Annotated in this window: 26 protein-coding genes; 14 read left to right on the forward strand and 12 right to left on the reverse strand. The window is 62.0% G+C overall.

Translation table 11 applies throughout. The annotated features are described in order from the left end of the window. Positions 1 to 120 precede the first annotated feature (120 nt). Positions 121 to 543: a 50S ribosomal protein L17 gene (gene rplQ / locus ACN2XU_RS21485; protein ID WP_419412403.1), complete on the forward strand. Its 423-nt coding sequence runs from the start codon at positions 121 to 123 to the stop codon at positions 541 to 543. Positions 544 to 604: 61 nt separating this feature from the next. Here the strand turns inward: rplQ and ACN2XU_RS21490 are convergent, their stop codons facing one another. Further along, on the reverse strand, positions 605 to 1195 hold the full coding sequence (locus ACN2XU_RS21490) for a metallophosphoesterase (RefSeq protein ID WP_419412404.1): 591 nt from the start codon (positions 1193 to 1195) through the stop codon (positions 605 to 607). Between the two features lie 150 nt (positions 1196 to 1345). Here ACN2XU_RS21490 and ACN2XU_RS21495 point away from each other — a divergent pair, with 150 nt between their 5' ends. Continuing rightward, positions 1346 to 1984, forward strand: a complete 639-nt coding sequence (locus ACN2XU_RS21495) for a YitT family protein (protein ID WP_419412405.1) — start codon at positions 1346 to 1348, stop codon at positions 1982 to 1984. Positions 1985 to 2008: 24 nt separating this feature from the next. Here the strand turns inward: ACN2XU_RS21495 and ACN2XU_RS21500 are convergent, their stop codons facing one another. Then, positions 2009 to 2638, reverse strand: coding sequence for an NAD(P)-dependent oxidoreductase (locus tag ACN2XU_RS21500; RefSeq protein ID WP_419412406.1), 630 nt, complete (start codon positions 2636 to 2638; stop codon positions 2009 to 2011). 81 nt (positions 2639 to 2719) lie between these two features. Here ACN2XU_RS21500 and ACN2XU_RS21505 point away from each other — a divergent pair, with 81 nt between their 5' ends. Next, a complete protein-coding gene (locus tag ACN2XU_RS21505) occupies positions 2720 to 3307 on the forward strand; it encodes a TetR/AcrR family transcriptional regulator (RefSeq protein WP_419412407.1) in 588 nt (195 codons plus the stop codon). On the opposite strand, the gene ACN2XU_RS21510 is transcribed toward ACN2XU_RS21505, so the two are convergent. Together ACN2XU_RS21510 and ACN2XU_RS21515 are read right to left on the reverse strand one after the other, a co-directional pair. Beyond that, the gene (locus ACN2XU_RS21510; protein WP_419412408.1) at positions 3298 to 3711 is read right to left on the reverse strand and encodes a thiol-disulfide oxidoreductase DCC family protein; all 414 of its coding nucleotides are present in this window, start codon (positions 3709 to 3711) and stop codon (positions 3298 to 3300) included. The two genes, ACN2XU_RS21505 and ACN2XU_RS21510, sit on opposite strands and share 10 nt — an antisense overlap. Before the next feature lie 81 nt (positions 3712 to 3792). Further along, on the reverse strand, positions 3793 to 4224 hold the full coding sequence (locus ACN2XU_RS21515) for a DUF4174 domain-containing protein (protein WP_419412409.1): 432 nt from the start codon (positions 4222 to 4224) through the stop codon (positions 3793 to 3795). Positions 4225 to 4336: 112 nt separating this feature from the next. Here ACN2XU_RS21515 and ACN2XU_RS21520 point away from each other — a divergent pair, with 112 nt between their 5' ends. The 11 genes from ACN2XU_RS21520 (at position 4337) to ACN2XU_RS21570 (ending at position 15079) form a co-directional block, all read left to right on the forward strand. Then, the gene (locus tag ACN2XU_RS21520) at positions 4337 to 5716 is read left to right on the forward strand and encodes a trypsin-like peptidase domain-containing protein (RefSeq protein ID WP_419412410.1); all 1380 of its coding nucleotides are present in this window, start codon (positions 4337 to 4339) and stop codon (positions 5714 to 5716) included. 3 nt (positions 5717 to 5719) lie between these two features. Next, positions 5720 to 7033: a replication-associated recombination protein A gene (locus ACN2XU_RS21525; RefSeq protein WP_419412411.1), complete on the forward strand. Its 1314-nt coding sequence runs from the start codon at positions 5720 to 5722 to the stop codon at positions 7031 to 7033. A 103-nt stretch (positions 7034 to 7136) separates the two neighbouring features. After that, complete coding sequence (crcB, locus tag ACN2XU_RS21530; protein WP_419412412.1) at positions 7137 to 7511, forward strand: fluoride efflux transporter CrcB; 375 nt, start codon at positions 7137 to 7139, stop codon at positions 7509 to 7511. Further along, positions 7508 to 8572: an RluA family pseudouridine synthase gene (locus ACN2XU_RS21535; protein WP_419412413.1), complete on the forward strand. Its 1065-nt coding sequence runs from the start codon at positions 7508 to 7510 to the stop codon at positions 8570 to 8572. The genes crcB and ACN2XU_RS21535 overlap by 4 nt, the downstream gene beginning before the upstream one ends. Beyond that, positions 8569 to 9240 (forward strand): HAD-IA family hydrolase, encoded by a 672-nt coding sequence (locus ACN2XU_RS21540; RefSeq protein ID WP_419412414.1) that lies wholly within the window; start codon positions 8569 to 8571, stop codon positions 9238 to 9240. The genes ACN2XU_RS21535 and ACN2XU_RS21540 overlap by 4 nt, the downstream gene beginning before the upstream one ends. A gap of 5 nt (positions 9241 to 9245) precedes the next feature. Beyond that, on the forward strand, positions 9246 to 9953 hold the full coding sequence (locus tag ACN2XU_RS21545) for an ATP12 family chaperone protein (protein ID WP_419412415.1): 708 nt from the start codon (positions 9246 to 9248) through the stop codon (positions 9951 to 9953). 214 nt (positions 9954 to 10167) lie between these two features. Then, positions 10168 to 11184 carry an amino acid ABC transporter substrate-binding protein gene (locus tag ACN2XU_RS21550; RefSeq protein ID WP_419412416.1) on the forward strand — a complete coding sequence of 339 codons (1017 nt, stop codon included), beginning with the start codon at positions 10168 to 10170 and terminating at the stop codon, positions 11182 to 11184. Between the two features lie 141 nt (positions 11185 to 11325). Continuing rightward, on the forward strand, positions 11326 to 12546 hold the full coding sequence (locus ACN2XU_RS21555) for an amino acid ABC transporter permease (RefSeq protein ID WP_419412417.1): 1221 nt from the start codon (positions 11326 to 11328) through the stop codon (positions 12544 to 12546). Between the two features lies 1 nt (position 12547). Further along, positions 12548 to 13846 (forward strand): amino acid ABC transporter permease, encoded by a 1299-nt coding sequence (locus ACN2XU_RS21560; RefSeq protein ID WP_419412418.1) that lies wholly within the window; start codon positions 12548 to 12550, stop codon positions 13844 to 13846. Positions 13847 to 13858: 12 nt separating this feature from the next. Further along, the gene (locus tag ACN2XU_RS21565) at positions 13859 to 14626 is read left to right on the forward strand and encodes an amino acid ABC transporter ATP-binding protein (protein ID WP_419412419.1); all 768 of its coding nucleotides are present in this window, start codon (positions 13859 to 13861) and stop codon (positions 14624 to 14626) included. 69 nt (positions 14627 to 14695) lie between these two features. Beyond that, on the forward strand, positions 14696 to 15079 hold the full coding sequence (locus ACN2XU_RS21570) for a hypothetical protein (RefSeq protein WP_419412420.1): 384 nt from the start codon (positions 14696 to 14698) through the stop codon (positions 15077 to 15079). Here ACN2XU_RS21570 and ACN2XU_RS21575 read toward each other — a convergent pair. The 8 genes from ACN2XU_RS21575 to ttcA form a co-directional block, all read right to left on the reverse strand. Further along, positions 15076 to 15576: a SixA phosphatase family protein gene (locus tag ACN2XU_RS21575; protein ID WP_419412421.1), complete on the reverse strand. Its 501-nt coding sequence runs from the start codon at positions 15574 to 15576 to the stop codon at positions 15076 to 15078. The genes ACN2XU_RS21570 and ACN2XU_RS21575 overlap by 4 nt on opposite strands. A 4-nt stretch (positions 15577 to 15580) precedes the next feature. Next, positions 15581 to 16234: a ferredoxin gene (locus ACN2XU_RS21580; RefSeq protein ID WP_419412422.1), complete on the reverse strand. Its 654-nt coding sequence runs from the start codon at positions 16232 to 16234 to the stop codon at positions 15581 to 15583. Further along, positions 16231 to 17118 carry an acetylglutamate kinase gene (argB, locus tag ACN2XU_RS21585; protein ID WP_419412423.1) on the reverse strand — a complete coding sequence of 296 codons (888 nt, stop codon included), beginning with the start codon at positions 17116 to 17118 and terminating at the stop codon, positions 16231 to 16233. The genes ACN2XU_RS21580 and argB overlap by 4 nt, the downstream gene beginning before the upstream one ends. Before the next feature lie 85 nt (positions 17119 to 17203). Further along, positions 17204 to 17857: a ribosome biogenesis GTP-binding protein YihA/YsxC gene (gene yihA / locus ACN2XU_RS21590; protein WP_419412424.1), complete on the reverse strand. Its 654-nt coding sequence runs from the start codon at positions 17855 to 17857 to the stop codon at positions 17204 to 17206. Beyond that, positions 17854 to 18597, reverse strand: coding sequence for an MOSC domain-containing protein (locus ACN2XU_RS21595; protein ID WP_419412425.1), 744 nt, complete (start codon positions 18595 to 18597; stop codon positions 17854 to 17856). Before ACN2XU_RS21595 ends, yihA begins: the two co-directional genes overlap by 4 nt. Continuing rightward, complete coding sequence (yidC, locus tag ACN2XU_RS21600; RefSeq protein ID WP_419412426.1) at positions 18594 to 20408, reverse strand: membrane protein insertase YidC; 1815 nt, start codon at positions 20406 to 20408, stop codon at positions 18594 to 18596. Before yidC ends, ACN2XU_RS21595 begins: the two co-directional genes overlap by 4 nt. 148 nt (positions 20409 to 20556) lie before the next feature. Then, positions 20557 to 22104: a putative bifunctional diguanylate cyclase/phosphodiesterase gene (locus ACN2XU_RS21605; protein WP_419412427.1), complete on the reverse strand. Its 1548-nt coding sequence runs from the start codon at positions 22102 to 22104 to the stop codon at positions 20557 to 20559. A gap of 74 nt (positions 22105 to 22178) precedes the next feature. Then, positions 22179 to 23039 carry a tRNA 2-thiocytidine(32) synthetase TtcA gene (ttcA, locus tag ACN2XU_RS21610; RefSeq protein WP_419412428.1) on the reverse strand — a complete coding sequence of 287 codons (861 nt, stop codon included), beginning with the start codon at positions 23037 to 23039 and terminating at the stop codon, positions 22179 to 22181. Positions 23040 to 23254 lie beyond the last annotated feature (215 nt).

The following is a 23254-nucleotide window of genomic DNA, read 5'->3' on the forward strand; positions in this document are numbered from 1 at the left end:
GGCTGTGCCCCGCACCCCTGCCGATCGGGTCCCCTGAGGACCCCAAGGAGAGCGGCCCGCCACGCATGGGTCGCCGGACAAAGCAAAACCGCCCGTAGAGGGCACATTGGAGTAAGACACATGCGTCACGCAAAAGGCTACCGCCGCCTCAACCGCACCCATGAGCACCGCAAGGCGCTCTTCTCGAACATGGCCGGCTCGCTGATCGAGCACGAGCAGATCAAGACGACCCTGCCGAAAGCCAAGGAACTCAAGCGCGTCATCGACAAGCTGATCACCCTCGGCAAGCGCGGCGATGTGCACGCCCGCCGTCAGGCCGCCGCTCAGCTCAAGGAAGACAAGGACGTCGCCAAGCTGTTCGAAATCCTCGGCCCGCGTTACGCCGAGCGTCAGGGCGGCTACTGCCGCGTTCTGAAGGCCGGCTTCCGCTATGGTGACATGGCGCCGATGGCGATCATCGAACTCGTCGACCGCGACGCCGATGCCAAGGGCGCCGCCGACAAGGCGCGCGCCGCAGCAGCCGAGGCTGCTGACGCGGAATAACCCGCCAGGTCGACCACAGTTTCGAGGCCCTGCCACTCCGGCGGGGCCTTTTTTTGTTGGGCTAGTCGATATCCGGGATCGTTGTCGGGGGTAGCGGGACGCGGGTGGTGCCACCGAACTCCACATCCGAAAAATGCGCATTGAGAGGGAGGCTGGCGGCACGGGGCAGAAGCGCCTCCAGTTGCACCGGCCTGAAATCCCATTGATCGACGCCGACATTCACGCTGTTGCGGGTGCCAGGCCAGAGGTCGTGCACGTGGCCAAAGAGCTGCAGGGACCCGCTGCCGGACCGCGGGAAGCTGACCATCGGATAGTGACAGAGCGTGACCTCCACGCCGCGGTCGACATGGTGCAGCAGCTCGTGTTGCGAGGCCCAGGGCAGCGCCCGCACGGTGGGCGAATCGTGGTTGCCCGCGATCAGGTGCTTGCGCCCCGGAATGGCATCGAACCACGCGCGGATGGTGGCCGTGTCACGGTTCCTGCCGAAAGTGAAGTCGCCGATAATCCACAGATCGTCGTCGGGCGTGATCGTTTCCTGCAGTGTCGTGATGAGAGCGTCGGTCATCGCCGCCGTGCTGGCAAACGGGCGCGCGCAGATGCGCATGATCCGGTCGTGACCAAGGTGCAGGTCCGCAGTGTACCAGTTCGCCAAGACGCTCTCCCTTTTGCCGTGCAGCAAGGCTTCCAGAAATGGCCGTCAGCCTCAACGGTGTTTTCGCAATGCGGCGCGTCCATGCCGAGGATATTGCTGCAGTGCAGAAATGCAGGTAGGACGGGTGCCATCGCAAAAAGGATTGCCGCCATGCCGTTTCGCCTTTCGATTTTCGACATTCAGGGTCTTGTCTTCGGCATCGTATTGACCAGCCTGTCGGTGGTGTTCCTCAAGGCGGGAGGGCTTGTCACAGGGCAGACGGCCGGGATCGCGCTGTTGTTGTCCTATCTGCTGCCCATTGGCTTTGGCCCATTGTTCTTTGCCATGGGGGTTCCCTTCCTGCTGCTTGGCTACTTTCGGCGTGGTTTTGATTTCGCATTTCGCACGGTGATTGCCGTGGCGGGCATTTCTGTTGTGTCGCAGTTCCTGGGCGAAATCGTCCTGTTCGAACGGTTGGACACCTGGGTGGCGGCGCTGCTTGGGGGCATGTGCAGCGGTATGGGTCTGATCGCCATCTTTCGGCACAACGCCAGTGCCGGGGGCATGACGATCCTCGGGATCATCCTTGAGCAGAAGACGGGCTTCAAGGCCGGGTGGTTTCAGCTCGCGGTGGATGCCTGCGTCTTTGCGGCGGCGGCGTTCGTGCTCACCGGGGAGCAGCTTTTGTTTTCCTTCCTTGGGGCTATGGTCACCAACCTCGCCATCGTTTGGAATTTCGACGTGGCTCAGAGCCAGACCGGTCGGCCAGGCTATGGGCGCGCCCAGCCAAAGGACGCCCCGAAGCCGTAGCTGCGGAGCGGTTGCGCGCCGCAGTCAATTGGAGATCGCCACGGCAGCCTTGCAAAATCGTGTGTCGGCCAGTTGCCGCACGAGAAAGTCCGCGATGTCCGCCTTGGCGATCTTGAGCGAGAGGCCGCGTTCGGACGGGCCAAATCCCACCCGGAAGGCACCGGTCGCCGGGCCGTCGTCAAAGGCGGAGGGCCTCACGATGGTCCAGTCGAGCCCGCTGGCCCGGACCAGTTGTTCCTGCAATTCGTGATCCTTGAATACGGGCCGCAAAAGCGCGCCGAACATGATGCGTTTCCAAAAGAAATTCAGGTTGTCCCAGCTTTCGTGCGCGCCAAGCGTCGATTGGCAGATCAGGCGGCGGATGCCGTGCTGCTGCATGGCGCGAATGATGGTGAGCGTGCCCTCCGAGCGGATTCGGCTGGAGCGGTTCATGCCCGCGCCGAGGGTGATGACCACCGCGTCGTGGCCATGAATGGCCGCCTGCACGTCCTGAAACGACCGCGCATCGCCCTTGGCGCGGCGGAGTCGGTTTGATGTGAGATCCAGACGATCGGGGCGGCGGGCGAAGGCGGTGACGTTGTGCCCGTCGTCGAGAAGCTGTTGCACGGCAAGGCTGCCGATGGCGCCGGTGGCGCCGAAGACGATGACGTTCATTGGGGTGTCCTTTCGGTTGGGGAGTGAAAATTTGACACTGTGTAAAGTTGACATCGTGTCAATAATCCGCAGATTGACACCATGTCAAGAAAATCCGATGAAACCCGAAAGAAAATCCTGCAAGCCACGTGGACCCTTCTGGAATCCGGCAAAAGTGGCGCGGTGCGCATGTCCGATATCGCGAAGGAGGCAGGCATCAGCCGACAGGCGCTCTACCTGCATTATCCGAATCGCGCGGATCTGTTGATCGCCGTGACGCGGTACATTGACGAGGCAAAGGCCGTGGATGCGCAGCTGGCCGAGAGCCGCAAGGCGCAGGGCGCCGCGCGACTCGATGCCTATATCGCGGCGTGGGGCGGCTATATTCCGGAGATCTACGGCGTGGGACGCGCGCTCATGGCCATGGCTGACAGCGATGCGGAGGCGCGGGAGGCTTGGACTGACCGTATGGCCGCGATGCGCCATGGCTGCGCGGCGGCGGTTGCGGCACTGGAGGAGGCGGGTTTGCTGGCTGAGGGGCTGGAGAAGACGGAGGCAACCGATCTGCTCTGGACGCTGTTATCTGTACGCAATTGGGAGCAGCTGCGCCATGGCTGCGGATGGACGCAGGCGGCCTATATTGCGGGCATGACGCGGGCGGCGCGGCGGATGCTGATGGATCAGCCCTGAGCCTGCCCCTGTTTGCGGCGCGCGGCCTGGCGGCGCAGGTGCCGATTGTAGATGATCCGCGCGAGGACATGGGTATAAGCCGCATCGGCCAAGGGCCGGATCACGGGCAGCCCTCCGATCCGGGCCATCCAGCGATAGCGGGGCATTTGCTCCCAGAGGATCAGGAAGGCATCGAAACCGGCATACAGTTTGCCATCGTGACTGACGTGCAGAAGGCGCGCGGCCTGATCCTCGGTAACGCCCCAATGCGCCAGATCGGCGGTGTTCAGATCGTCGAACGCCAATGGCAGCGCCTGCCCTTCGGCATAATCCGCGTAATGGCAGATTTCCGCGTTACAAACCGGGCAATCGGCATTGTAGAGTGTGCGGGTGCGCGGGCTGGCATTTTCGTCGAGCTGTGTCATAGGGCAGATATGGGGGCGGCGTCGGGTCGGTCCAGAGCGCCGGACGAAACGCCGCGCTTTTTCTGTCGCGGCGGGCAGGTCCTATTCTTGCATCTCTTGCCTGCGCATTGGCATGGCGTCGATGGTTGCAAACAGCGTGTCCGGGGCAAGGGGGCTGCTTTGGCTCAGCTTCACACCGCCATCCTTTCCCACAAGTAGCACCTGAAAGCCCTCTATCCCGAAGCGCTGGCGCAGCAGGCCACCGGCTTTCGGGGCGGTGTCGGCAAAGACGACGATATCGCGTTCGGCAAGCCCGGCGCGCACCGCGTCGAAAAGGCGCATCTGACGCCGGAAATCCTCATCTGTGCCTGACGGCGCAAAGATCAGTACGGGCCGCGCCTGCCACCGCAGATCGTCGAGATTGGCGCGGTCGGACGGCAAAGGCCGGATCAGATCGGCGGCAAGCGCGGGGCTGACCATGATCCCGGACAGCAGGGCAAGGGCGCGCGTGAAGGGCTTGGGCATATGTGGCATCGGCGATCTCCTGCGATTTTGGCAAGTAACGCACGGGCCGCGCGGAAGGTCACGCATCTTGCATTCACGCCTGCGTGGCCGCATATCCGGTCACACAACAACGGAGACCGTCATGTTACGCAGCCTTGCGCTCCTCGTCGCACTCAGTGTTCCCGTCAGCGGACTTGCCCAGGTGACAACGGTTCCGCAGAGCCAGTCCCAGATCCAGCTCAGCTTTGCGCCGCTTGTCAAGCAGGCGGCCCCGGCAGTGGTCAACATCTATGCCCGCCGCGTGGTGGAGGCGCGCAGCCCGTTTGCGGACGATCCGTTTTTTCGCAATTTCTTTGGGGACATGCAGGGGCGGCCCCGTGTGCAGAACTCGCTTGGCTCTGGCGTGATCCTGTCCGCCGATGGCATTGTCGTGTCGAATTATCACGTGGTCGGGCAGGCTACGGACATCCGCGTGGTGCTTAACGATCGGCGCGAATACGCGGCGCGGGTGTTGTTGGCGGATGAGGAGTCGGATCTTGCGATCCTGCAGCTTGAGGAGGCCGAGGACATGCCGTTTCTCGATCTGCGCGACAGCGAAAGCGTGGAGGTGGGAGAGCTGGTGCTGGCCATCGGCAACCCCTTCGGCGTCGGGCAGACCGTGAGCAGCGGCATCGTCAGCGGGCTTGCCCGGACCGGCACCGCCACGGGCAATGGCCGTGGTTATTTCATTCAGACCGATGCGCCGATCAATCCCGGCAACTCGGGCGGGGCGCTGATCGATACGGCGGGGCGGCTGATCGGCGTCAATACGTCGATCCTGACGCGCTCCGGCGGCTCCAACGGCATCGGTTTTGCGATTCCTTCCGCCATGGTGCAGCAGTTCGTGACGCAGGCGCGCGCGGGAGAGATCCGGTTTCAGCGGCCATGGGCGGGCATGACCGGACAGCCCGTGGACGCCGATATCTCCGATAGCCTCGGGCTGAGTCTTCCTGGGGGAATCGTGGTGGTGCAGATGCACGAGGCCAGCCCCTTTGCCGCGGCGGGTCTTGAGCCGGGCGATGTGATCCTGAGTGTCGATGGCGCGCCGGTGAACACACCGCCAGAGATGATCTACCGCATGTCGGTGCGCGGCATTGGCGCAGAGGCCGAAGTCGGATTTTTCCGCGATGGGGCGGTGCGAACGGCGCGCGTGTCGATGATCGCCGCGCCGGATTCGCCGCCTGCCGAACGCACGACGCTGGGCGCGCAGGCCGTGCTGCCGGGGCTGACGCTGGCGCGGATCAACCCCGCGATCAGCGCCGAACTGGGTCTTGGGACGCAGGCGGAAGGGATCGTGGTGCTCGATCCCGGTCCCTATGGCGCGCGGGCCGGGCTGCAGGCGGGCGATGTCATCCTGTCAATTGATGGCATCGAAATCATCAGCCCGACGGAGGTCGAGCGCATCCTGCGCCGTGCCGCCCCACGCATTCAGATCGACGCACAGCGCGGCAGCCGTCGTTTGTTGCTGCGCTTCCGGGTCTGAGGCGTGGCGGATCTTTTTGATACACCGGGGGGCGATGCCTCTTCGAATGCGCCGCGTCCGCTGGCCGATCGCCTGCGCCCGAAGGCTCTGGGCGAGGTTATCGGTCAGGAGCAGGTGCTTGGGCCGGAGGCGCCGCTGGGCGTGATGCTGGAGGCGGGAACGCTTGGCTCGATCATCTTCTGGGGGCCGCCGGGCGTGGGCAAGACCACCATCGCGCGGCTTCTGGCGGATGCGACGGATCTGCATTTCGTCCAGATCAGCGCGATTTTTACCGGGGTGCCGGAGCTGCGCAAGGTGTTTGACGCCGCCAAGATGCGGCGCAAGACCGGGCAGGGCACGCTGCTTTTCGTCGACGAGATCCACCGTTTCAACAAGGCGCAGCAGGACGGTTTTCTGCCGCATATGGAGGATGGGACGATCCTTCTGGTCGGGGCCACGACGGAGAATCCTTCGTTCGAACTCAATGCCGCCTTGCTCTCGCGCAGTCAGGTTCTGGTGCTGGAGCGTTTGTCGCTGGCGGACCTTGAACGTCTCGCACAGCGGGCGGAACGGGACCTTGACCGGGCTTTGCCGCTCGAAGGGCATGCCCGCGAGGCGCTGCTGGAAATGGCGGATGGGGACGGGCGGGCGCTGCTCAACCTTGTCGAGCAGGTGATGAGCTGGCGCGTGGCGGGCAAGCTCAACACAGACGGTCTGACCACCCGGCTGATGAAGCGCGCGGCGCAATACGACAAATCCGGCGACGGGCATTACAACCTGATCTCCGCCCTGCACAAATCCGTGCGCGGGTCGGACCCCGATGCGGCGCTCTACTGGTTTGCGCGGATGCTGGAGGCGGGCGAGGACCCGCGCTTTCTCGCGCGGCGCATCACCCGGATGGCGGTCGAGGACATCGGCCTTGCCGATCCGCAAGCGCAGGCGGTCTGTCTGGACAGCTGGAACACCTATGAGCGCCTCGGCAGCCCGGAAGGCGAGCTCGCCCTGTCGCAGGCGCTGGTCTATATCGCCCTCGCGCCGAAATCGAACGCCAACTATGTCGCCTACAAAGCCGCGCGGAAAGCCGCGAAAAAGACCGGCTCGCTGATGCCGCCCAAACATATCCTGAACGCCCCGACCAAGCTGATGACCGAACAGGGCTATGGCGCGGGCTATGCCTATGATCATGACGCAGAGGACGGCTTTTCCGGTCAGGACTATTTCCCGGACGACATGCCCCGGACGCAATTCTACGACCCGGTGGAACGCGGTTTCGAGCGTGATCTGCGCAAGCGTGTCGACTACTTCAACAAACTGCGCCGCGAGCGGAACAAGAGCTGACGGCGCCTCTTATTCTCTTCAAAACAGCCAAAGCACGCGGTCAGTAGCGGGCAACACGCCCGCCATCCTTGACAACACCCGCGCGCCAAGCGAAGGCACAAGCATGACACCGCTCCTGCAAGTTGCCCTTGGCGGCGCCCTCGGCGCCAGCGCCCGCTATCTCATCGGACTGACCGCGACGCGCCTTCTCGGGAAGGGGTTTCCGTGGGGCACGTTGATCGTCAACGTCCTTGGCTCCTTTGCCATGGGTGTGCTCGTCGTGGTGCTCGTGCACCTGAGCGCAAACCGGTATGCGCCGTTGCTGATGACTGGCCTTCTGGGCGGGTTCACCACGTTTTCCGCCTTCTCCCTCGATGCCGTCACGCTTTACGAGCGCGGGCAGGTGGGTCTTGCCGCAGGCTATGTTCTGGCCTCGGTTGTTCTTTCGCTGGCGGCTTTGGCAGCCGGCCTTATCATCGCCCGGAGTATCGCATCATGAGCCGTGTTCAGACTGTCACCGTTGGTCCCGGCGACGGAGATCAGCGCCTTGACCGCTGGTTCAAGCGCCATTTTCCGCATGTCTCGCAGGGGCGGATCGAGAAACTGTGCCGCAAGGGCGAAATTCGCGTGGACGGCGGCCGGGTGAAGGCCGCGACCCGCCTGGAGGTGGGGCAGCAGGTGCGCGTTCCGCCGCTGCCCGAACCTTCCGAAGTCGCCGCCGAACAGGCCGAGCGCGCCGCCGAGGCGAAGCAGACGGTCAGCAAGGCGGATGCGGAGATGATCCGGTCCTACGTGATCTACAAGGACGATCACGTCATCGCGCTCAACAAGCCGCCGGGCCTGCCGACCCAAGGGGGAAGCAAGCAGACCAAACATGTGGACGGCCTCGCCGAGGCGTTGAAGTTCGGCTATGAAGAAAAGCCCAAACTGGTGCATCGGCTGGACAAGGACACCTCTGGCGTTCTGCTGCTCGCGCGGACCCGCGAGGCGGCGCGGGGGCTGACGGCCGCGCTGCGGCACAAGGAAACCCGCAAGATCTACTGGGCCCTCGTGGCCGGTGTACCGACGCCGTATCTTGGTGAGATCCGCTTTGGCCTGGTGAAGGCGCCCGGCCACGGTCACAAGGGAGAGGGTGAGAAGATGATCGCCGTTCACCCGCGCGAGATGAACAGCACGCCGGGCGCGAAGCGGGCGCACACCCTTTATGCAACGCTCTACCGCGTCGCCAGCCGCGCCGCCTGGGTCGCGCTGGAGCCGTTGACCGGCCGCACGCACCAGTTGCGTGTGCATATGGCGGAGATCGGCCATCCGATCATTGGCGATGGCAAATACGGCGGCTCCGGGCAGGAAAACCTTGGCGACGGCTGGGGTGCGCAACTGGGCGGCGTGATTTCGAAGAAGCTACACCTGCACGCGCGGACCATGGGCTTTCAGCATCCGGTGACGCACAAGCCGGTGGTGATCAACGCGCCCTTGCCCGAGCACATGCAACAGAGTTGGGAGACGCTCGGCTGGGAAGAAAGCTTTGCCAACGAAGATCCCTTCGAGGCACTGCATTGACCGACCTGAAGCTGGTTATCTTCGATGTCGACGGCACGCTTGTCGACAGTCAGGCCGATATTCTGGCCTCCATGGCGGCGGCCTTCGAGACCGAAGGCCTGACCAGTCCGGCCCGCGACGCGGTGCTCGGCATTGTCGGCCTTTCGCTGGAGACGGCCATTGCGCGGCTGGCGCCGGAACAGGACGCGGCCACCGTATCGCGCATGGTGGAGGTCTACAAGGACCGCTATGCGGCGCTGCGCATGAGCGGTGGGACCGAAGGATCGCCGCTTTATCCCGGAATGCTGGATCTTCTGCACCGTCTGCATGCGCAGGACGAGATCCTGCTTGGTATCGCCACCGGAAAATCGCGGCGCGGTCTGAAGGCGTTGATCGACAGCCTTGATCTGCACGGGCTGTTCGTCACCACGCAGGTTTCCGACAACCACCCGTCCAAGCCACATCCCGCGATGCTGCTGGAAGCGGTGAAGGAAGCCGGAGTGATGGCGCGCAATGCCGTGATGATCGGGGATACCACCTATGACATCGATATGGCACGGGCTGCGGGGTTGCGCAGCGTGGCGGTGGGCTGGGGGTATCATCCGGACGAGGCCCTTGCAGGCGCGGACAGGCTGGTGCATGACGCCGCCGCGCTGGAAACGGCGATCCTGACTTTGCTTGGAGACTGAGACGCATGGCGGAATGGGCCCCGAAACGCTTTTGGCAGAAAACCGAGATCGACACGGTTGAAGGTGGCTGGACCGTCACGCTCGACGGACGCGGGGTGAAAACTCCGGCGAAAACGCCTCTCAGGGTGCCGACCGAGGCGTTGGCGCGCGCCATTGCCGCCGAATGGCAGGCGCAGGAGGACAAGGTGAACCCGGCGACCATGCCGTTTACCCGCACCGCGAACAGCGCCCTCGACAAGGTCGCGACGCAGCATTCCGAGGTTGCAGAGATGCTGGCGGCCTATGGCGACAGCGATCTGCTGTGCTATCGCGCCGATTCGCCGGAGGCGCTTGTTGAACGTCAGGCAAACGCGTGGGATCCAATGCTGGATTGGGCCGAGACGGCGCTTGGCGTACGGTTGCAACCAAGGGTCGGGGTGATTCACGCGCCGCAGGATGCGGAGGCGCTGAACGTGCTGTCGGGGCAGGTCAAAGCTCTCGATCCCTTCGAACTGGCTGCGTTTCACGACCTTGTGTCCCTGACCGGATCGCTCGTATTGGGCTTTGCGGCGGCCCACGCACACCGTCCTGCCGCCGAAATCTGGCTGCTCTCGCGCATTGATGAGATGTGGCAGGAGGAGCAATGGGGCGCCGACGACGAGGCCACAGCCTTGGCCTCCTACAAAAAAGACGAATTCCTCCACGCTGCTGAGTTCTTCCGGCTCGCGCGCTGACTCCTCGGTCAAAAACGATTCAGGGAATGATTGTCGAATGAGCAAATGCCCTGTTCTTCGGCAGTTTATCGGGCATCTTGGCTTGACCTTGAGGGGCTATTTTGCCCAAACTCATGGCCATAGGCGGGGTTTTCCCCTCCTTTACCGATAAACGCCCGAACTCCGGGCCTATTAAAACCGCCCCTTGAGGCGGGAGAAACAGGAAGAGGTAAACATGAAAAAAACCGTTATCCTTGGCGCTCTGACCGTTGCTGGCCTGACCGCCACCGCAGCAGCCGCCGCAACGCTGGACGATGTCAAAGCGCGCGGGAAGCTGAACTGTGGCGTGACCACCGGTCTTGTTGGCTTTGCTGCGCCGGATGCGAACGGTGAATGGGATGGCTTCGACGTCGGTGTCTGCCGCGCTGTTGCTGCTGCCGTGCTGGGCGATCCGACCGCTGTCGAGTTCGTTCCGACCACCGGCAAGACCCGCTTCACCGCGCTCGCATCGGGCGAAATCGACCTGTTGGCCCGGAACACCACCTGGACCTTCAGCCGCGACGTCGACCTGAAGTTCGAATTCGTCGGCATCAACTACTACGACGGTCAGGGCTTCATGGTTCCGAAGGAACTGGGTGTGTCTTCCGCGAAGGAACTGGACGGCGCAACCGTCTGCATCCAGACCGGCACCACCACCGAGCTGAACCTTGCGGACTTCTTCCGCGCGAACAACATCAGCTATGAGCCGGTTCCGATCGAGACCAACGCAGAGGCACAGCCACTGTATCTCGAAGGGGCCTGTGACGTGTACACAACCGACGCCTCCGGCCTCGCGGCAACCCGCGCTGCCTTTGAAGATCCGTCGGCACACGTCGTTCTGCCAGAGATCATCTCCAAAGAGCCGCTTGGTCCGCTTGTTCGCCACGGCGACAACGAGTGGGGCGACATTGCCCGCTGGACGCTGAACGCGCTGATCGCGGCCGAAGAGCTTGGTGTCACCTCCGCCAACATCGAAGAGATGGCGGCCGGCACTGACAACCCGGAAATCAACCGGTTGCTCGGCACCGAGGGCAACCTCGGCGAGATGCTTGGCCTCGACAATGACTGGGCCGTGCGCGCCATCTCTGCAGGCGGCAACTATGCCGAGCTGTTCGAGAACAACATCGGCGAGAGCACCCCGATCGGCCTGTCGCGCGGCCTGAACGCGCAGTGGACCGACGGTGGCCTGCTCTACAGCCCGCCCTTCCGTTAAGTCGGACACGGGAAGGGGCGCGGTCATACCGCGCCCCTTTTCCAATCAAGAACAACGAAAAATCCGCCACACGCAAGATTGCCCCAAGAGTGGAACAATCCACCGAGCCATGGGCAGGCGGACGAAAACAGGGATACATCCATGTCGACGCTCACCGACCCTCCGGTCGAGTCGTTCCGGCTATCGCAGCTGATCAACGACACGCGCTATCGGTCCTATACGTTTCAATTCATCGCATTGCTCTGTCTGATCGGGTTGATGGCCTATCTTGGCCTGAACCTGCTCCAGAACCTCGCCGCCGCCGGTTTGAATATCTCTTATGAGTTCCTCGGAGAGCCTGCGGGCTATGACATCAACCAGCGCTTGATCGAGTACGACAGTCAGTCGACGCACATGCGGGCCGCCGTCGTCGGCGTGCTCAATACGCTGCTTGTGGCGGTTTTTGGCTGTATCTTCGCGACAATCATCGGGGTCGTCGTAGGCGTTCTGCGCTTGTCGAAGAACTGGCTGATCTCCAAGCTTATGGCCATCTATGTCGAGATCTTCCGCAATGTGCCGGTGCTGATCTGGATCCTGATCATCTACTTCGTGATGACCGCAGTCATGCCCTCTGCGCGGGACTACCTTGGCGAAGATCCCGAACGGAACCTGATCTTTGGCATGATCGCCTTTACCAACCGCGGTGTCTATGTCCCGGCGTTGGTGTTCGAGCCCGCCGGATGGGTGGTGCTTGGGGTCTTTCTTGCGTCCATCATCGGTGCTTTTGCCTATCGCCGCTACGCGACGAAGCTGCTCTATGACACGGGCAAGCTGCTGCCGATGGGGTGGCCGTCTTTGGCGATCCTCATCCTGCCGGCGCTCGTCGTCTTCTTTATTCTCGGCCAGCCGATCACGCTGGATCGGCCCGACCCGCTCGCCAACCGCTTCAACCTGCAGGGCGGCACCGCGATCCTCGGCTCGTTTGTCGCGCTTTGGCTGGCGCTTTCGATCTATACTGCCGCCTTCATCGCGGAAAACGTGCGCGCCGGTATCCTCGCGATCAGCAGTGGGCAGACCGAAGCCGCAGCCAGCCTTGGCCTGCGTCCGGGGCGGATCATGAACCTCGTGATCTTGCCACAAGCCCTGCGCGTCATCATTCCGCCGGTCATTTCGCAGTACCTGAACCTGACCAAGAACTCCTCGCTGGCCATTGCCGTCGGCTACATGGATCTGACCGGGACGCTGGGCGGCATCACGCTGAACCAGACCGGCCGCGCCATCGAGTGTGTGCTGCTGCTGATGCTCTTCTATCTGATCATCAGCCTGTCGATTTCGACAATCATGAACGTCTACAACAACACCGTTCGGTTGAAGGAGCGCTGACATGAGTGACACGCATGCACAAACCGTCGCTTACGTGCGCGACACCATTCTGCCGCAGCAGGAGCCGCCGATCAGCGAAAAGGGCGTTGTCAGATGGCTTCGCGCGAACCTGTTCCCGGATTGGTTCAACGCCATTCTGACGATCGTCGCGCTGTTCATCATCTACAAGCTACTGGCCGGTTTCCTGCCGTGGTTCCTGGGCGGTGTCTGGACGACCGACAGTCTCGCGGAGTGTCGCGAGGTGCTGAACGGTGCAACGGGGGGGTGTTTTTCGGTTCTGACCGAACGCTGGAACCAGCTGCTGTTCGGCTTCAGCTACCCTGACACGGAGTACTGGCGCCCGACGCTGGCCTTCATTCTGCTCTTTGCGGCGGCCGCGCCGCTGCTGTTTGCGATGTATGTGCCGAGCAAGGTGCTGTATTTCACCGCGCTCTACCCGTTCATCGCGTTCTGGCTGATCTGGGGCGGGACGATCATCGTGCCGCTTATGGCGTTGCTCGGCTTCATTGCGGGCTACTTCGTCTTCAAACAGGTCGAAGCCCAGAGCTTTTCCGGGGCGCTGGGCGCGGCGGTGGTCGCGGCACTGATCGTCTGGTTCATCGGCGGGTTCGTATCTGAAGCCATGACCGGTGTTCTTGCGCTTGAGCCTGTGGCCAGCCGCGACATGGGTGGGTTCATGCTGAACTTCATCCTCGGGACGGTCTGCGTTTCGCTCAGCTTGCCGATTGGCATTCTGCTGGCGCTTGGCCGTCAGTCGCACATGCCGATCATCAAGTGGATCTGTGTGGGCTTCATCGAGTTCATCCGCGGTGTGCCGTTGATCACGCTGCTTTTCGTGGCGAATGTGGTTCTGGCCTACTTTCTGCCGCCGGGTACGAACTTCGACCTTATCCTGCGGGTGATCATCATGATCACCATGTTCTCCTCGGCCTACATCGCAGAGGTGATCCGGGGCGGCCTCGCCGCTCTGCCAAAAGGGCAGTACGAAGCGGCGGATAGCCTCGGTCTCGACTACGCGCAATCCATGCGGCTGATCATCATGCCGCAGGCGCTCAAGATCTCGATCCCCGGCATCGTCAACGTGGCGGTGGGCCTGTTCAAGGATACCACGCTGGTCTCCGTCATCTCCATGGCGGATCTTGTGGGCATGATCCGCGGACCGATCCTCGCCTCGACCGAATGGAACGGCGTCTACTGGGAGTTGTGGGGCTTTGCCATCTGCATGTTCTTTCCGGTGTGTTACGGTATTTCTCAATATTCACAGTGGCTTGAGCGTCAGCTTGCCACCGATCATCATTAAGGAGCCTTGACCATGGCTGAAGCTGTACAAATGCGGGTATCCGACGAAGTCGCGATTTCCATCGAGAATATGAACAAGTGGTACGGCACCTTCCACGTGCTGCGCGATATCGACCTGACCGTTTATCGCGGTGAGCGGATCGTCATTGCCGGGCCGTCCGGTTCAGGCAAATCGACTCTGATCCGCTGCATCAATGCACTGGAGGAGCATCAAAAAGGCCGGATCGAGGTGGACGGAACCGTGCTCTCGTCGGATATCAAGAACATCGACAAGATCCGCTCCGAGGTTGGCATGTGCTTCCAGCACTTCAACCTCTTCCCCCATCTGACGATCCTCGAAAACTGCACGCTGGCTCCGATCTGGGTGCGCAAGACGCCGAAGAAAGAGGCTGAGGCGACGGCGATGCATTTCCTTGAGAAGGTCAAGATCCCCGATCAGGCGAACAAATACCCCGGCCAGCTGTCGGGTGGTCAGCAGCAGCGTGTGGCCATCGCCCGTTCGCTCTGCATGCGCCCGCGCATCATGCTTTTTGACGAGCCGACCTCGGCGCTTGACCCGGAGATGATCAAGGAGGTGCTCGACACGATGGTCGAGCTGGCCGAAGAGGGCATGACGATGCTCTGCGTAACACACGAAATGGGCTTTGCCCGACAGGTCGCCAACCGGGTGATCTTCATGGATCAGGGCCAGATCGTCGAACAGAACGAACCTGAGGAGTTCTTCAACAACCCTCAGAACGAGCGGACCAAGCTCTTCCTGAGCCAGATCCTCGGGCACTGACCCAAACGGGCCTCCGGAGAAATCCGGGGGCCTTTTTCGTTACCCTCCCTTCGCTGCGCGAGGCTGCCCATGTCCGAAACCGACTACAGCTTTCCCTTCACATGGTTGCGCTGGCCGCTGTCCGGTGACGTGATTCAGAACATCTCGCCGGAGTTTTCGCGCGTGGAGATTGCGGGCAACGCCGAGATCGAACGGCGGGTGGTGCGCGAGGTGGCCAGCTATGGCAATCAGCTCGACACGATCCTCGATGTGGTCGACATGCTGGCGCGGGATCTCGACCAGACGGACCCACGTGTCACGGCGCTTTACGCACTGATCGAGAAGGTCGATGCCATCAAGCAGCAGGAAAAGGATGGGGCACGGGAGCGCGCGCAGCAGGCTCTGGATGCGTTGAAGAAGGTCGACTCGTCCGGATATGAATCGCTGATGGCCGCGCGCAAGCCCGATCGTTAACCGTCAGCTTGCTCCAGATCGCGGGGAACGATGTAATCCACTGTGCGCCCGCTGCCGGTCTGTAACGCGGTCCAGGTGCCAATGTCGAAATCTGCAACAAGCGTTGCGCCGGTTGGGCAATGCTTGAATTTGGGATGATCCGGGGGTGTCGCGACGACAGTTTCCATCAGGATGCCGATCCCAGGATTATGTGCGAGAATCAGCACCGTATCGCCTTTGGTCGTGTCGAAAAGCAGATCGAGGATCGTCGCAGGCGCGGCATTGTAGAGCGCGCTGAGATAGTTCACCGGCGCATCCACACCGCTAAGCGATAGGGTCTCGCGTGTGCGCGCCGAATCCGAACACAGGACGCGGTCGGGCAGATAGCCATGCGCGCGGAGCCAGATCCCGAGCGCATGGGCCGCGCGTTGGCCGCGCGCGTTGAGCGGGCGGGCGTGGTCTTCGAGATCGAAGGACCAGTCGGACTTGGCGTGGCGCATCAGGATCAGGCGTTTCATGGCGTCACTCTTCCAGAAAGGCAGCCATGTGAAAAGCCGATTGCGCCGGATCACGGCGGAAATCCTGCCCGACCGGGCAGGCGCGACGCACAAGGCACCCGGCCATGCAGGCAGCGCCCTCATTGCTCCGCAGGTGGGCGCGGCAGGCCGCCACATCATAATCCTGCCCCGCGCCCAGTGCGCCGACGGGACAAGCCGTCACACAGGGCGTGGCGCAGGTGGTGCAGGGGCGTTGCCGACGCGGCGGCAGGTCCAGCCGCTGGGGCAGGGCAACGGCGCCGCGATAGCTGATAAAAAGGCCCGCCTGTTCCTGCACAAGCAAACGAACCGGGGAAGGCCACGCCTGCCCCGAACTCTCGGCCCAGCGGACGAACGGTGGATAGGGCGGGCCATCCGAAGGAAAGATCGCCGTGCCGCCCCAGCCTTTGGCCAAAACACCCAGCACCCGCTTGGACCAGCGGTCCAGCGGATCGGGCAGGCCGTCGGCATATTCCGGTGAGGTGGCGAAAACGGGCCAGAACCCCGGCTCATCCGGGCCAAGCAGGAGCACCGTTCCGGTCCCGGCTGGCGCCAAATCCTGCGGTGCGGGATGCAAGGCACCGCGCAGGCGAAGACCGGCCGCCTGCGCCGCCCGGTCCGCTGTCACCAGCGTGATCACGCCTCGCGCGGGGGCAGATCCGTCTTGCGGATGAGCGAGCCGGAGCCGTGCTCCGTAAACAGCTCCAGCAGGCAGGCGTTGGAGACGCGTCCGTCGATGATCACCACACCGCGCACGCCCTCTTCGATGGCCTTGAGCGCGGTCTCTGTCTTCGGGATCATGCCGCCCGCGATGGTGCCGTCCGCCGTCATCTGGCGCACGTCTTCCGGCGTCAGCGCCGTCACCACCTCGCCCTCGGCATTCTTCACACCCTGCACATCGGTCAGCAGGAGCAGGCGGTCGGCCTTCAAAGCGCCGGCAATGGCCCCGGCGGCGGTGTCGCCGTTGACGTTGAAGGTCTCGTTCTCGTTCATGCCTGTGGCGACCGGAGCCACCACCGGGATAATCCCGGCGCTGAACAGATCACGCAGCACCTGCACGTTCATTTCAACGGGTTTGCCAACAAAGCCCAGCTCCGGATCGTCCACTTCACAGACCATCATGTCATCGTCCTTGCCGGAAAGACCCACGGCGCGACCGCCCTGATCCATGATCGCCTGCACGATGCGTTTGTTCACAAGACCGGTCAGCACCATTTCGACCACTTCGACGGTGGCCTGATCGGTGACGCGCTTGCCACGCACAAAGGTCGATTCGATGTTCAGGCGCCCCAGCAGATCATTGATCATCGGCCCGCCGCCATGCACCACAACCGGGTTTACTCCAACCTGTCGCATAAGCACGATGTCACGGGCAAATTCGGCCATGGCATCAGCGTCTCCCATGGCATTGCCGCCGAATTTCACGACGACAATGGCCCCGGTGTAGCGTTGCAGATAGGGGAGCGCCTCGGACAATGTCCGGGCGGTGGCAATCCAGTCCTGATTCATGGTCTGCTTTCTCATGGTGCGGTCCTTGGCGGTGTCGGACGCGACTCTGCCCCGTGGCGGCGCGGAATTCCAGAGGGACTCTGCACGCGCGCGGGATCGATCAGGGAAGGCTGGCGATGATGCTGCGCAGGGTCGGCAGCCCCCAGCCTTTCTCGCTGCTGGTCACGACGATCTCCGGGAAGGCGGCCGGGTGTTTCGACAGCGTCTCGCGGATCTGTTTCAGAATAGCGTCGCGGTCGGTTTCCTTGACCTTGTCGGCCTTGGTGACCACCACCTGAAAGGTGACCGCAGAGCGGTCCAGCAGGCTCATGATTTCCTCGTCTACGGCCTTCACCCCATGACGATGGTCGATCAGCACGAAGGCGCGGCGCAGGTTGGCGCGGCCTGACAGGTATTGTTTGAGCAGGCGCTGCCATTTCTCGACAACCGCCACCGGCGCGTTGGCAAAGCCATAGCCGGGCAGATCGACAAGATAGCGCTCTGCGCCAAGCGTGAAGAAATTGATTTCCTGCGTACGGCCCGGCGTGTTGGACGCACGCGCCAACCCCTTGCGCCCGGTGAGCGCGTTGATCAGGCTGGATTTCCCAACGTTCGAGCGCCCGGCAAAGCAGACCTCGAGACGATCGTCAGGCGGCAGATGCTGCATGCCGACAACACCTTTGAGGAAGTCCACCTCACCGGCAAACAGTTTGCGCGCGGCCTCTCGGGTGGCGTCATCCGGCTCTTCAGCCAGCGGAAAGGGTAGGGGAGTCATAGCGGCTTTACCTCGTCGCTGGGGGCGATGCGTCCGCCACGGATCACCTCGGCGCGAACCGAGAAATCGCGATGGCCAAAGCTGTCCAGCGTTTGCAGAACCTGCGCGTCGCGTGCGCCGGTGTCGGGATTATTATGTGTCGCAAGGCAGCGGTCGGTGCGTTCCCTAATGTGCAGAACGGCCTCCCCGATCTGAACGTCCTTGCCCATCCAGTCGAATTCTTCCCAAGCCGTCCCGCCCTCGAACCAGAGGTTGCCACGCCAGCGATGGCGCGACAGCGCATGGCCTATCTTTTCTTCGACAGCCCGATGCGAGGCGTGGTTGCAAAGCGTCACGCTGGGAAAGTCGCTGTCGGAGAAGCCGCGCTCCTGGCCGCGTACCACGCGCGCGGATTGCGCCCGGCTGTCCGGGATAAACCCTTGGGTCCAAGCGATGAGCTTTTCGCCCTCGGTGTCCGGATCAAAGGTGAGATCGTCGCGCTTGGGGTGCGCAAGTGTGACGCGACCGGTGGCTTCGTCGAGCCTCGCGCTGATCGCGCTCAATTCCGGCGTCTTCGATCCGATGGAGAAATTCCGGCAGGAGACCCATTCGGACCCGTCCGCATCTGACATCTCATGCGCGACGGCCCAGGTCCGGTCCCAAGGAAGCATTCTCCCGGTCTCAAGAAGGATCGAAGCCACGGACTCGCGTCCGTGGCTTTTGATCGGGTGCCGCCAGATGTCGGTGACGCTCCGGGTCATTTCTTCTCGGCTTCCTTTGCCTTGCCCGTGATATTACCAAGAATATCAGGCTTGTAGCCTTGGCTGCGCATGATCAGGTACTGCTGCGTGAAGGTGATCGTGTTGTTCGCGATCCAGTAGACCACAAGACCGGACGCAAAGCCGCCCAGCATGAACATGAAAACCCACGGCATCCAGGCGAAAATCATCTTTTGCGTCGGATCGGTCGGTGCCGGGTTCAGCTTTTGCTGCAGGAACATGGAGATCCCGAGCAGCAGAGGCAGAATGCCGATGAAAATCAGCGCCAACACGGAGCCGGCCTCGGGCGCGGCCCAGGGCAGCAAGCCATAGAAGTTGTACAGACTGGTGGGATCCGGCGCGCTCAGGTCCTGGAACGGGCCAAAGAACTGGGCGTGGCGCAGTTCAAGCGTGACGAAAATCACTTTGTAAAGGCTGAAGAAAATCGGGATCTGCATCAGGATCGGCAGACAGCCGGCGGCCGGGTTGACCTTTTCCTTCTTGTAGAGTGCCATCATTTCCTGTTGGAGCTTTTGGCGGTCGTCGCCCGAACGCTCCTTGATCTTTTCCATCTCCGGCTGGAGTTCCTTCATCTTCGCCATGGAGACGTAGGACTTATAGGCCAGCGGGAAGAGCAACGCCTTGAGGATGAGCGTCAGCGCGATAATCGCGATGCCCATGTTGCCGATCACACCGTGCAGCCAGTGCAGAACGGCAAAGATCGGCTTGGTCAGGAAAAAGAACCACCCCCAGTCGATGGAGTCGACAAAGCCCTGCACACCGCCCTTTTGGTAAGCGCGGATGGTTTCCCACTCCTTGGCACCGGAAAACAGCTGAGTCGTGACTGCGCTGGTCTGGCCTTCGGCCAGTTGGATCGTCGGCAGCACGGTCTCGGTCTGATAAATGTCGCGGCGGTCGTCGTATTTCGCTACTTGCTTGAACGCCTGGCCGGGTTCCGGGATCAGAATGGACATCCAATAGTGGTCGGTGAAGCCGATCCAGCCATTCTCGGCCACCTGGGTCACCTCGGCACGGGCGCCTTCGCTGGGCACGACGCTGAAATCCGTCATGTCCGAATAGTCGACCTCCGCGAGCGTCCCGTCGGACATGCCGACGACACCTTCGTGCAGGATGAAGAATTTCTTCAGATTTGCAGGCACACCGTGCCGTGCAAGGATGCCATAGGGCGCAAGCGAGACAGCGCCGGCTCCGGTGTTTTCCACGGACTGGCCGACCGTGAACATGTAATCGTCGTCAACCGCGATCGTTCGGCGGAACGTGAGCCCGGCCGGACTCTGCCAGACCAGTGTGACAGGCGTGTCCGTCGTCAGCGTCTCCCCCGACTCGACGCTCCATTGGGTGTTGGCTCCGGGAACATCATCAAGCGTGAGCCCCGCACCGGGTGCCCAGCCGTACAGAGCATAATACGGCGCATCGCTGCCCACCGGGTCCAGAATTTGAACGATCGGTGCGCCGTCTTCGATGGTGGTCCGGTAATCCTTCAGACGCAGATCGTCGATGCGCCCACCGGTCAGAGAGATGGACCCTTCAAGGCGGGCGGTATCAACGGGCAGTCGCGGTGCGTCCGCGGTTTCGGTCGCAGCGGCCTCTGCGTCGGTCGTGGCGCTCCCGGCGACGGACGTTGGCGCCGAAGCGACATCGCCGGTGCCTGGCGTGGTCTCGGTTTGTGTGATTGCCGGAGCGTTCGGATCGTCGACCGGCTGCTCGGGTGGTGGAAAAAGCAGGAACCATACCAGGATGACCGCGAAGCTGAGCGCCGTGGCGAGGATGAGGTTCTTGTTCTGATCGTCCATGGAGACCGCCGCCTTTGCCTTTCCGAAATACTGGCCGGGTTCAATCGTTCCCGGGGGCAAAGGTCAAGCGGAATCACCGGGGGCTGCGGTAATGAGGCGCAATGGTGCACGCGTTGGGGCCTGATATCTTGGCTCCGGCGGCCGCGTTTCAGCCTGATTTACGCCCGAGCAAATGCGCTTCGGAGATTTTCTCCATGTATTGGCGGGCCCATGTCACCATTTGATCGGTTGGCATGGGGCGGGCGATGCCAAAGCCCTGTACGTGATCGCAGCCAAGCTGAGACAGAAGGGCATGTTCGCCGACGCTTTCGACGCCCTCAGCCAAGGTTTCCAGCCCCAAACGATCCGCCATGCCGAGAATGGCTGCCAGCATTCTGTGTTGATCCTCGTCGCGGTCGATGCGAGTCACGAAGCTGCGATCGATCTTGAGGCGGTGCACCTTGAACCTGCGCAAAGCCGCGATTGATGCATGCCCGGTGCCGAAATCATCAAGGTCGATTTGGCAGCCAAGTTTACCGAGTTCCACGATGTTGCGCGCGACGATGCCTTCTGGCGAGCTGGCGATCACAGTTTCAAGAACTTCGATCCCAAGCCGGTGCGGTGTCAGGCCGAAGCGGTCCATCTCCCATTGGATGCGCTCCGAGAGGCGTGGGTCGCGCAATTCGGCTTCAGAGAAGTTTACGCTTATCCGCGGAATATCCAGCCCGGCCTGATCCCAACTGCGTAAGGCTGTCATGCTATGCTGCAAGATGACCTCGTTCAGGCGGTCCATCTTTCCGGACTCTTCGAGGCACCGCAGGAATTGCGCTGGCGGGACAATACCGCGTTCCGGATGGATCCAGCGCGCCAGCGCCTCCACGCCACTGATCACGCCGGTCGAAGTGCAGACCTGCGGCTGGAACCAAGGCTGAATTTGGCCATTGTCGAGCGCTTTGTCGACTTCGCCTTGCAGGGTCTTTTGCGCGAAATGCGCGGCGCGCATGCTGTCGGACCAGGCGCGGATGGCGGATGGACCGTTGGCCAACGCTTCGGAGAGAGCGATCTGCGCGGCTTCGATCAGGTGTTCGCCGTTGGCATCGGGACGCAATCGCGGGCTGCCGCAAAACCCGATGGAGGCCGAGAGATACCGCATGGAGCTGTCGACCGAAGCAGGCTCTTCAAGTGCGGTTTGCAGGCGTGTAGCCAACTGCAGCAGCGCCTCGAGATCCAGGCGAATCGACGGTGCCAGCAGCGCCATGAAGCGATTGTCACTGATCCGCACCGCGCGGTCGTCGCGGCGCAGGGTGTTGCGCATACGCGTCAGGGTCAGGTCCCGGAGTGTGTCGACGGTGCCTTCGCCAGCGCGCTGCGCGATATCCTCAAGGCCGTCGATTTCGATCATGATGCACGCGGTCGAGAGGCGCGCCGTTGCAGCCTTTTGCAGTGCGTCGGTGGCCATCGCATTGGAATCCAACGCGTTAATCAAGTCAACATGACCTTGCGCCGGCATTGCGGCACCAGGTGTCGCAGGGAATCCCCCGGCCAGAAAGTAGAGCATGGGCAGGCCGAGCGCCGTCAGCAGCAGCAGCGGCTCACCACCAAGCCAGAACGCCGCAAGAACGGCAGCCGGGATGAAAGCGAGAGCCTGCGGCCCGACAAAGCCGCGCCTCAGCGCCGTGCGCAAAATGCCAATGTTTTCGAGGAGTGCGCCCTTCATTCAGCGTCCTTTCCAGTGCCTGGAATGGAAACTAGGCGAAATGAGTAACCTGGTTGTTAACGGGCTGTGAGGAATTAGGGCGAATTTTCGTCTTCGACCTGCCGCATCAAACCGGCAAAATCGAAAAGACTTGGATCAAGCATGTGCGAAGGGCGGATATTCATCAGGGACCGGAACATGACTTGCCGCCGTCCGGGAGAGTTTTTCTCCCATCCATCAAGGATTTGCTTCACCTGTTGGCGTTGCAGGCCGTCCTGGCTGCCGCATAGATCGCACGGAATAATCGGGTATTTCATTGCCGTCGCGAAGCGCTCGCAATCGGATTCGGCCACATGCGCCAGCGGGCGGTAAAGAAAAAGATCGCCTTCTTCATTAACGAGTTTCGGCGGCATGGTCGCCAAACGGCCGCCGTGAAACAGGTTCATGAAGAAAGTTTCGAGTATATCGTCCCGGTGGTGGCCAAGGACGACGGCTGAACAGCCCTCTTCCCGGGCGATTCGATAAAGGTTGCCACGCCGCAATCGCGAACACAGGGCGCAAAAGGTGCGACCCTGCGGGATCTTGTCCATGACGATGGAGTAGGTGTCTTGATACTCGATCCGGTGCGGCACGCCCATTTTCTCAAGAAATTCAGGCAGTACCGTCGCGGGAAAGCCCGGTTGTCCCTGATCGAGATTGCTGGCCAGAAGCTCTACCGGCAGTAGGCCGCGCCACTTCAATTCGTGAAGAATTGCCAGAAGCGTGTAGCTGTCCTTGCCGCCGGAGAGGCAGACCAGCCACTTCGGCGTGCTTCCGTCACTGCGCGGCTCGATCATGCCGTATTGTTCGACCGCCTCACGCACGTTCTGAACAAGCCGCTTGCGCAGCTTCTTGAACTCGGTGGTCTTGGGCGCACCGTGGAACAGGGGGTGAATTTCGTCGACATCATCAAGCATGGCGCGGGCATACAGCCGCCGAGGCGATGCGACAAGAGCGCTTTGATTTGGATCATGCGCGCCGGGCGCGCGGTCTGTCATTTTAGGATCAGCAAGGAAGGGACCGATATGGCCAAGACCGACTCGCCCAAGGGTAATCCCCCCGATTTTAAGGGGCTGCAAACGTAGAATTTTCTCGGCAAGATGAACGAGGAGATTTCGAATGAAGACAAGCA

The organism is Pacificoceanicola niger (assembly GCF_048553275.1).
Taxonomy (GTDB): Bacteria; Pseudomonadota; Alphaproteobacteria; order Rhodobacterales; family Rhodobacteraceae; genus Pacificoceanicola.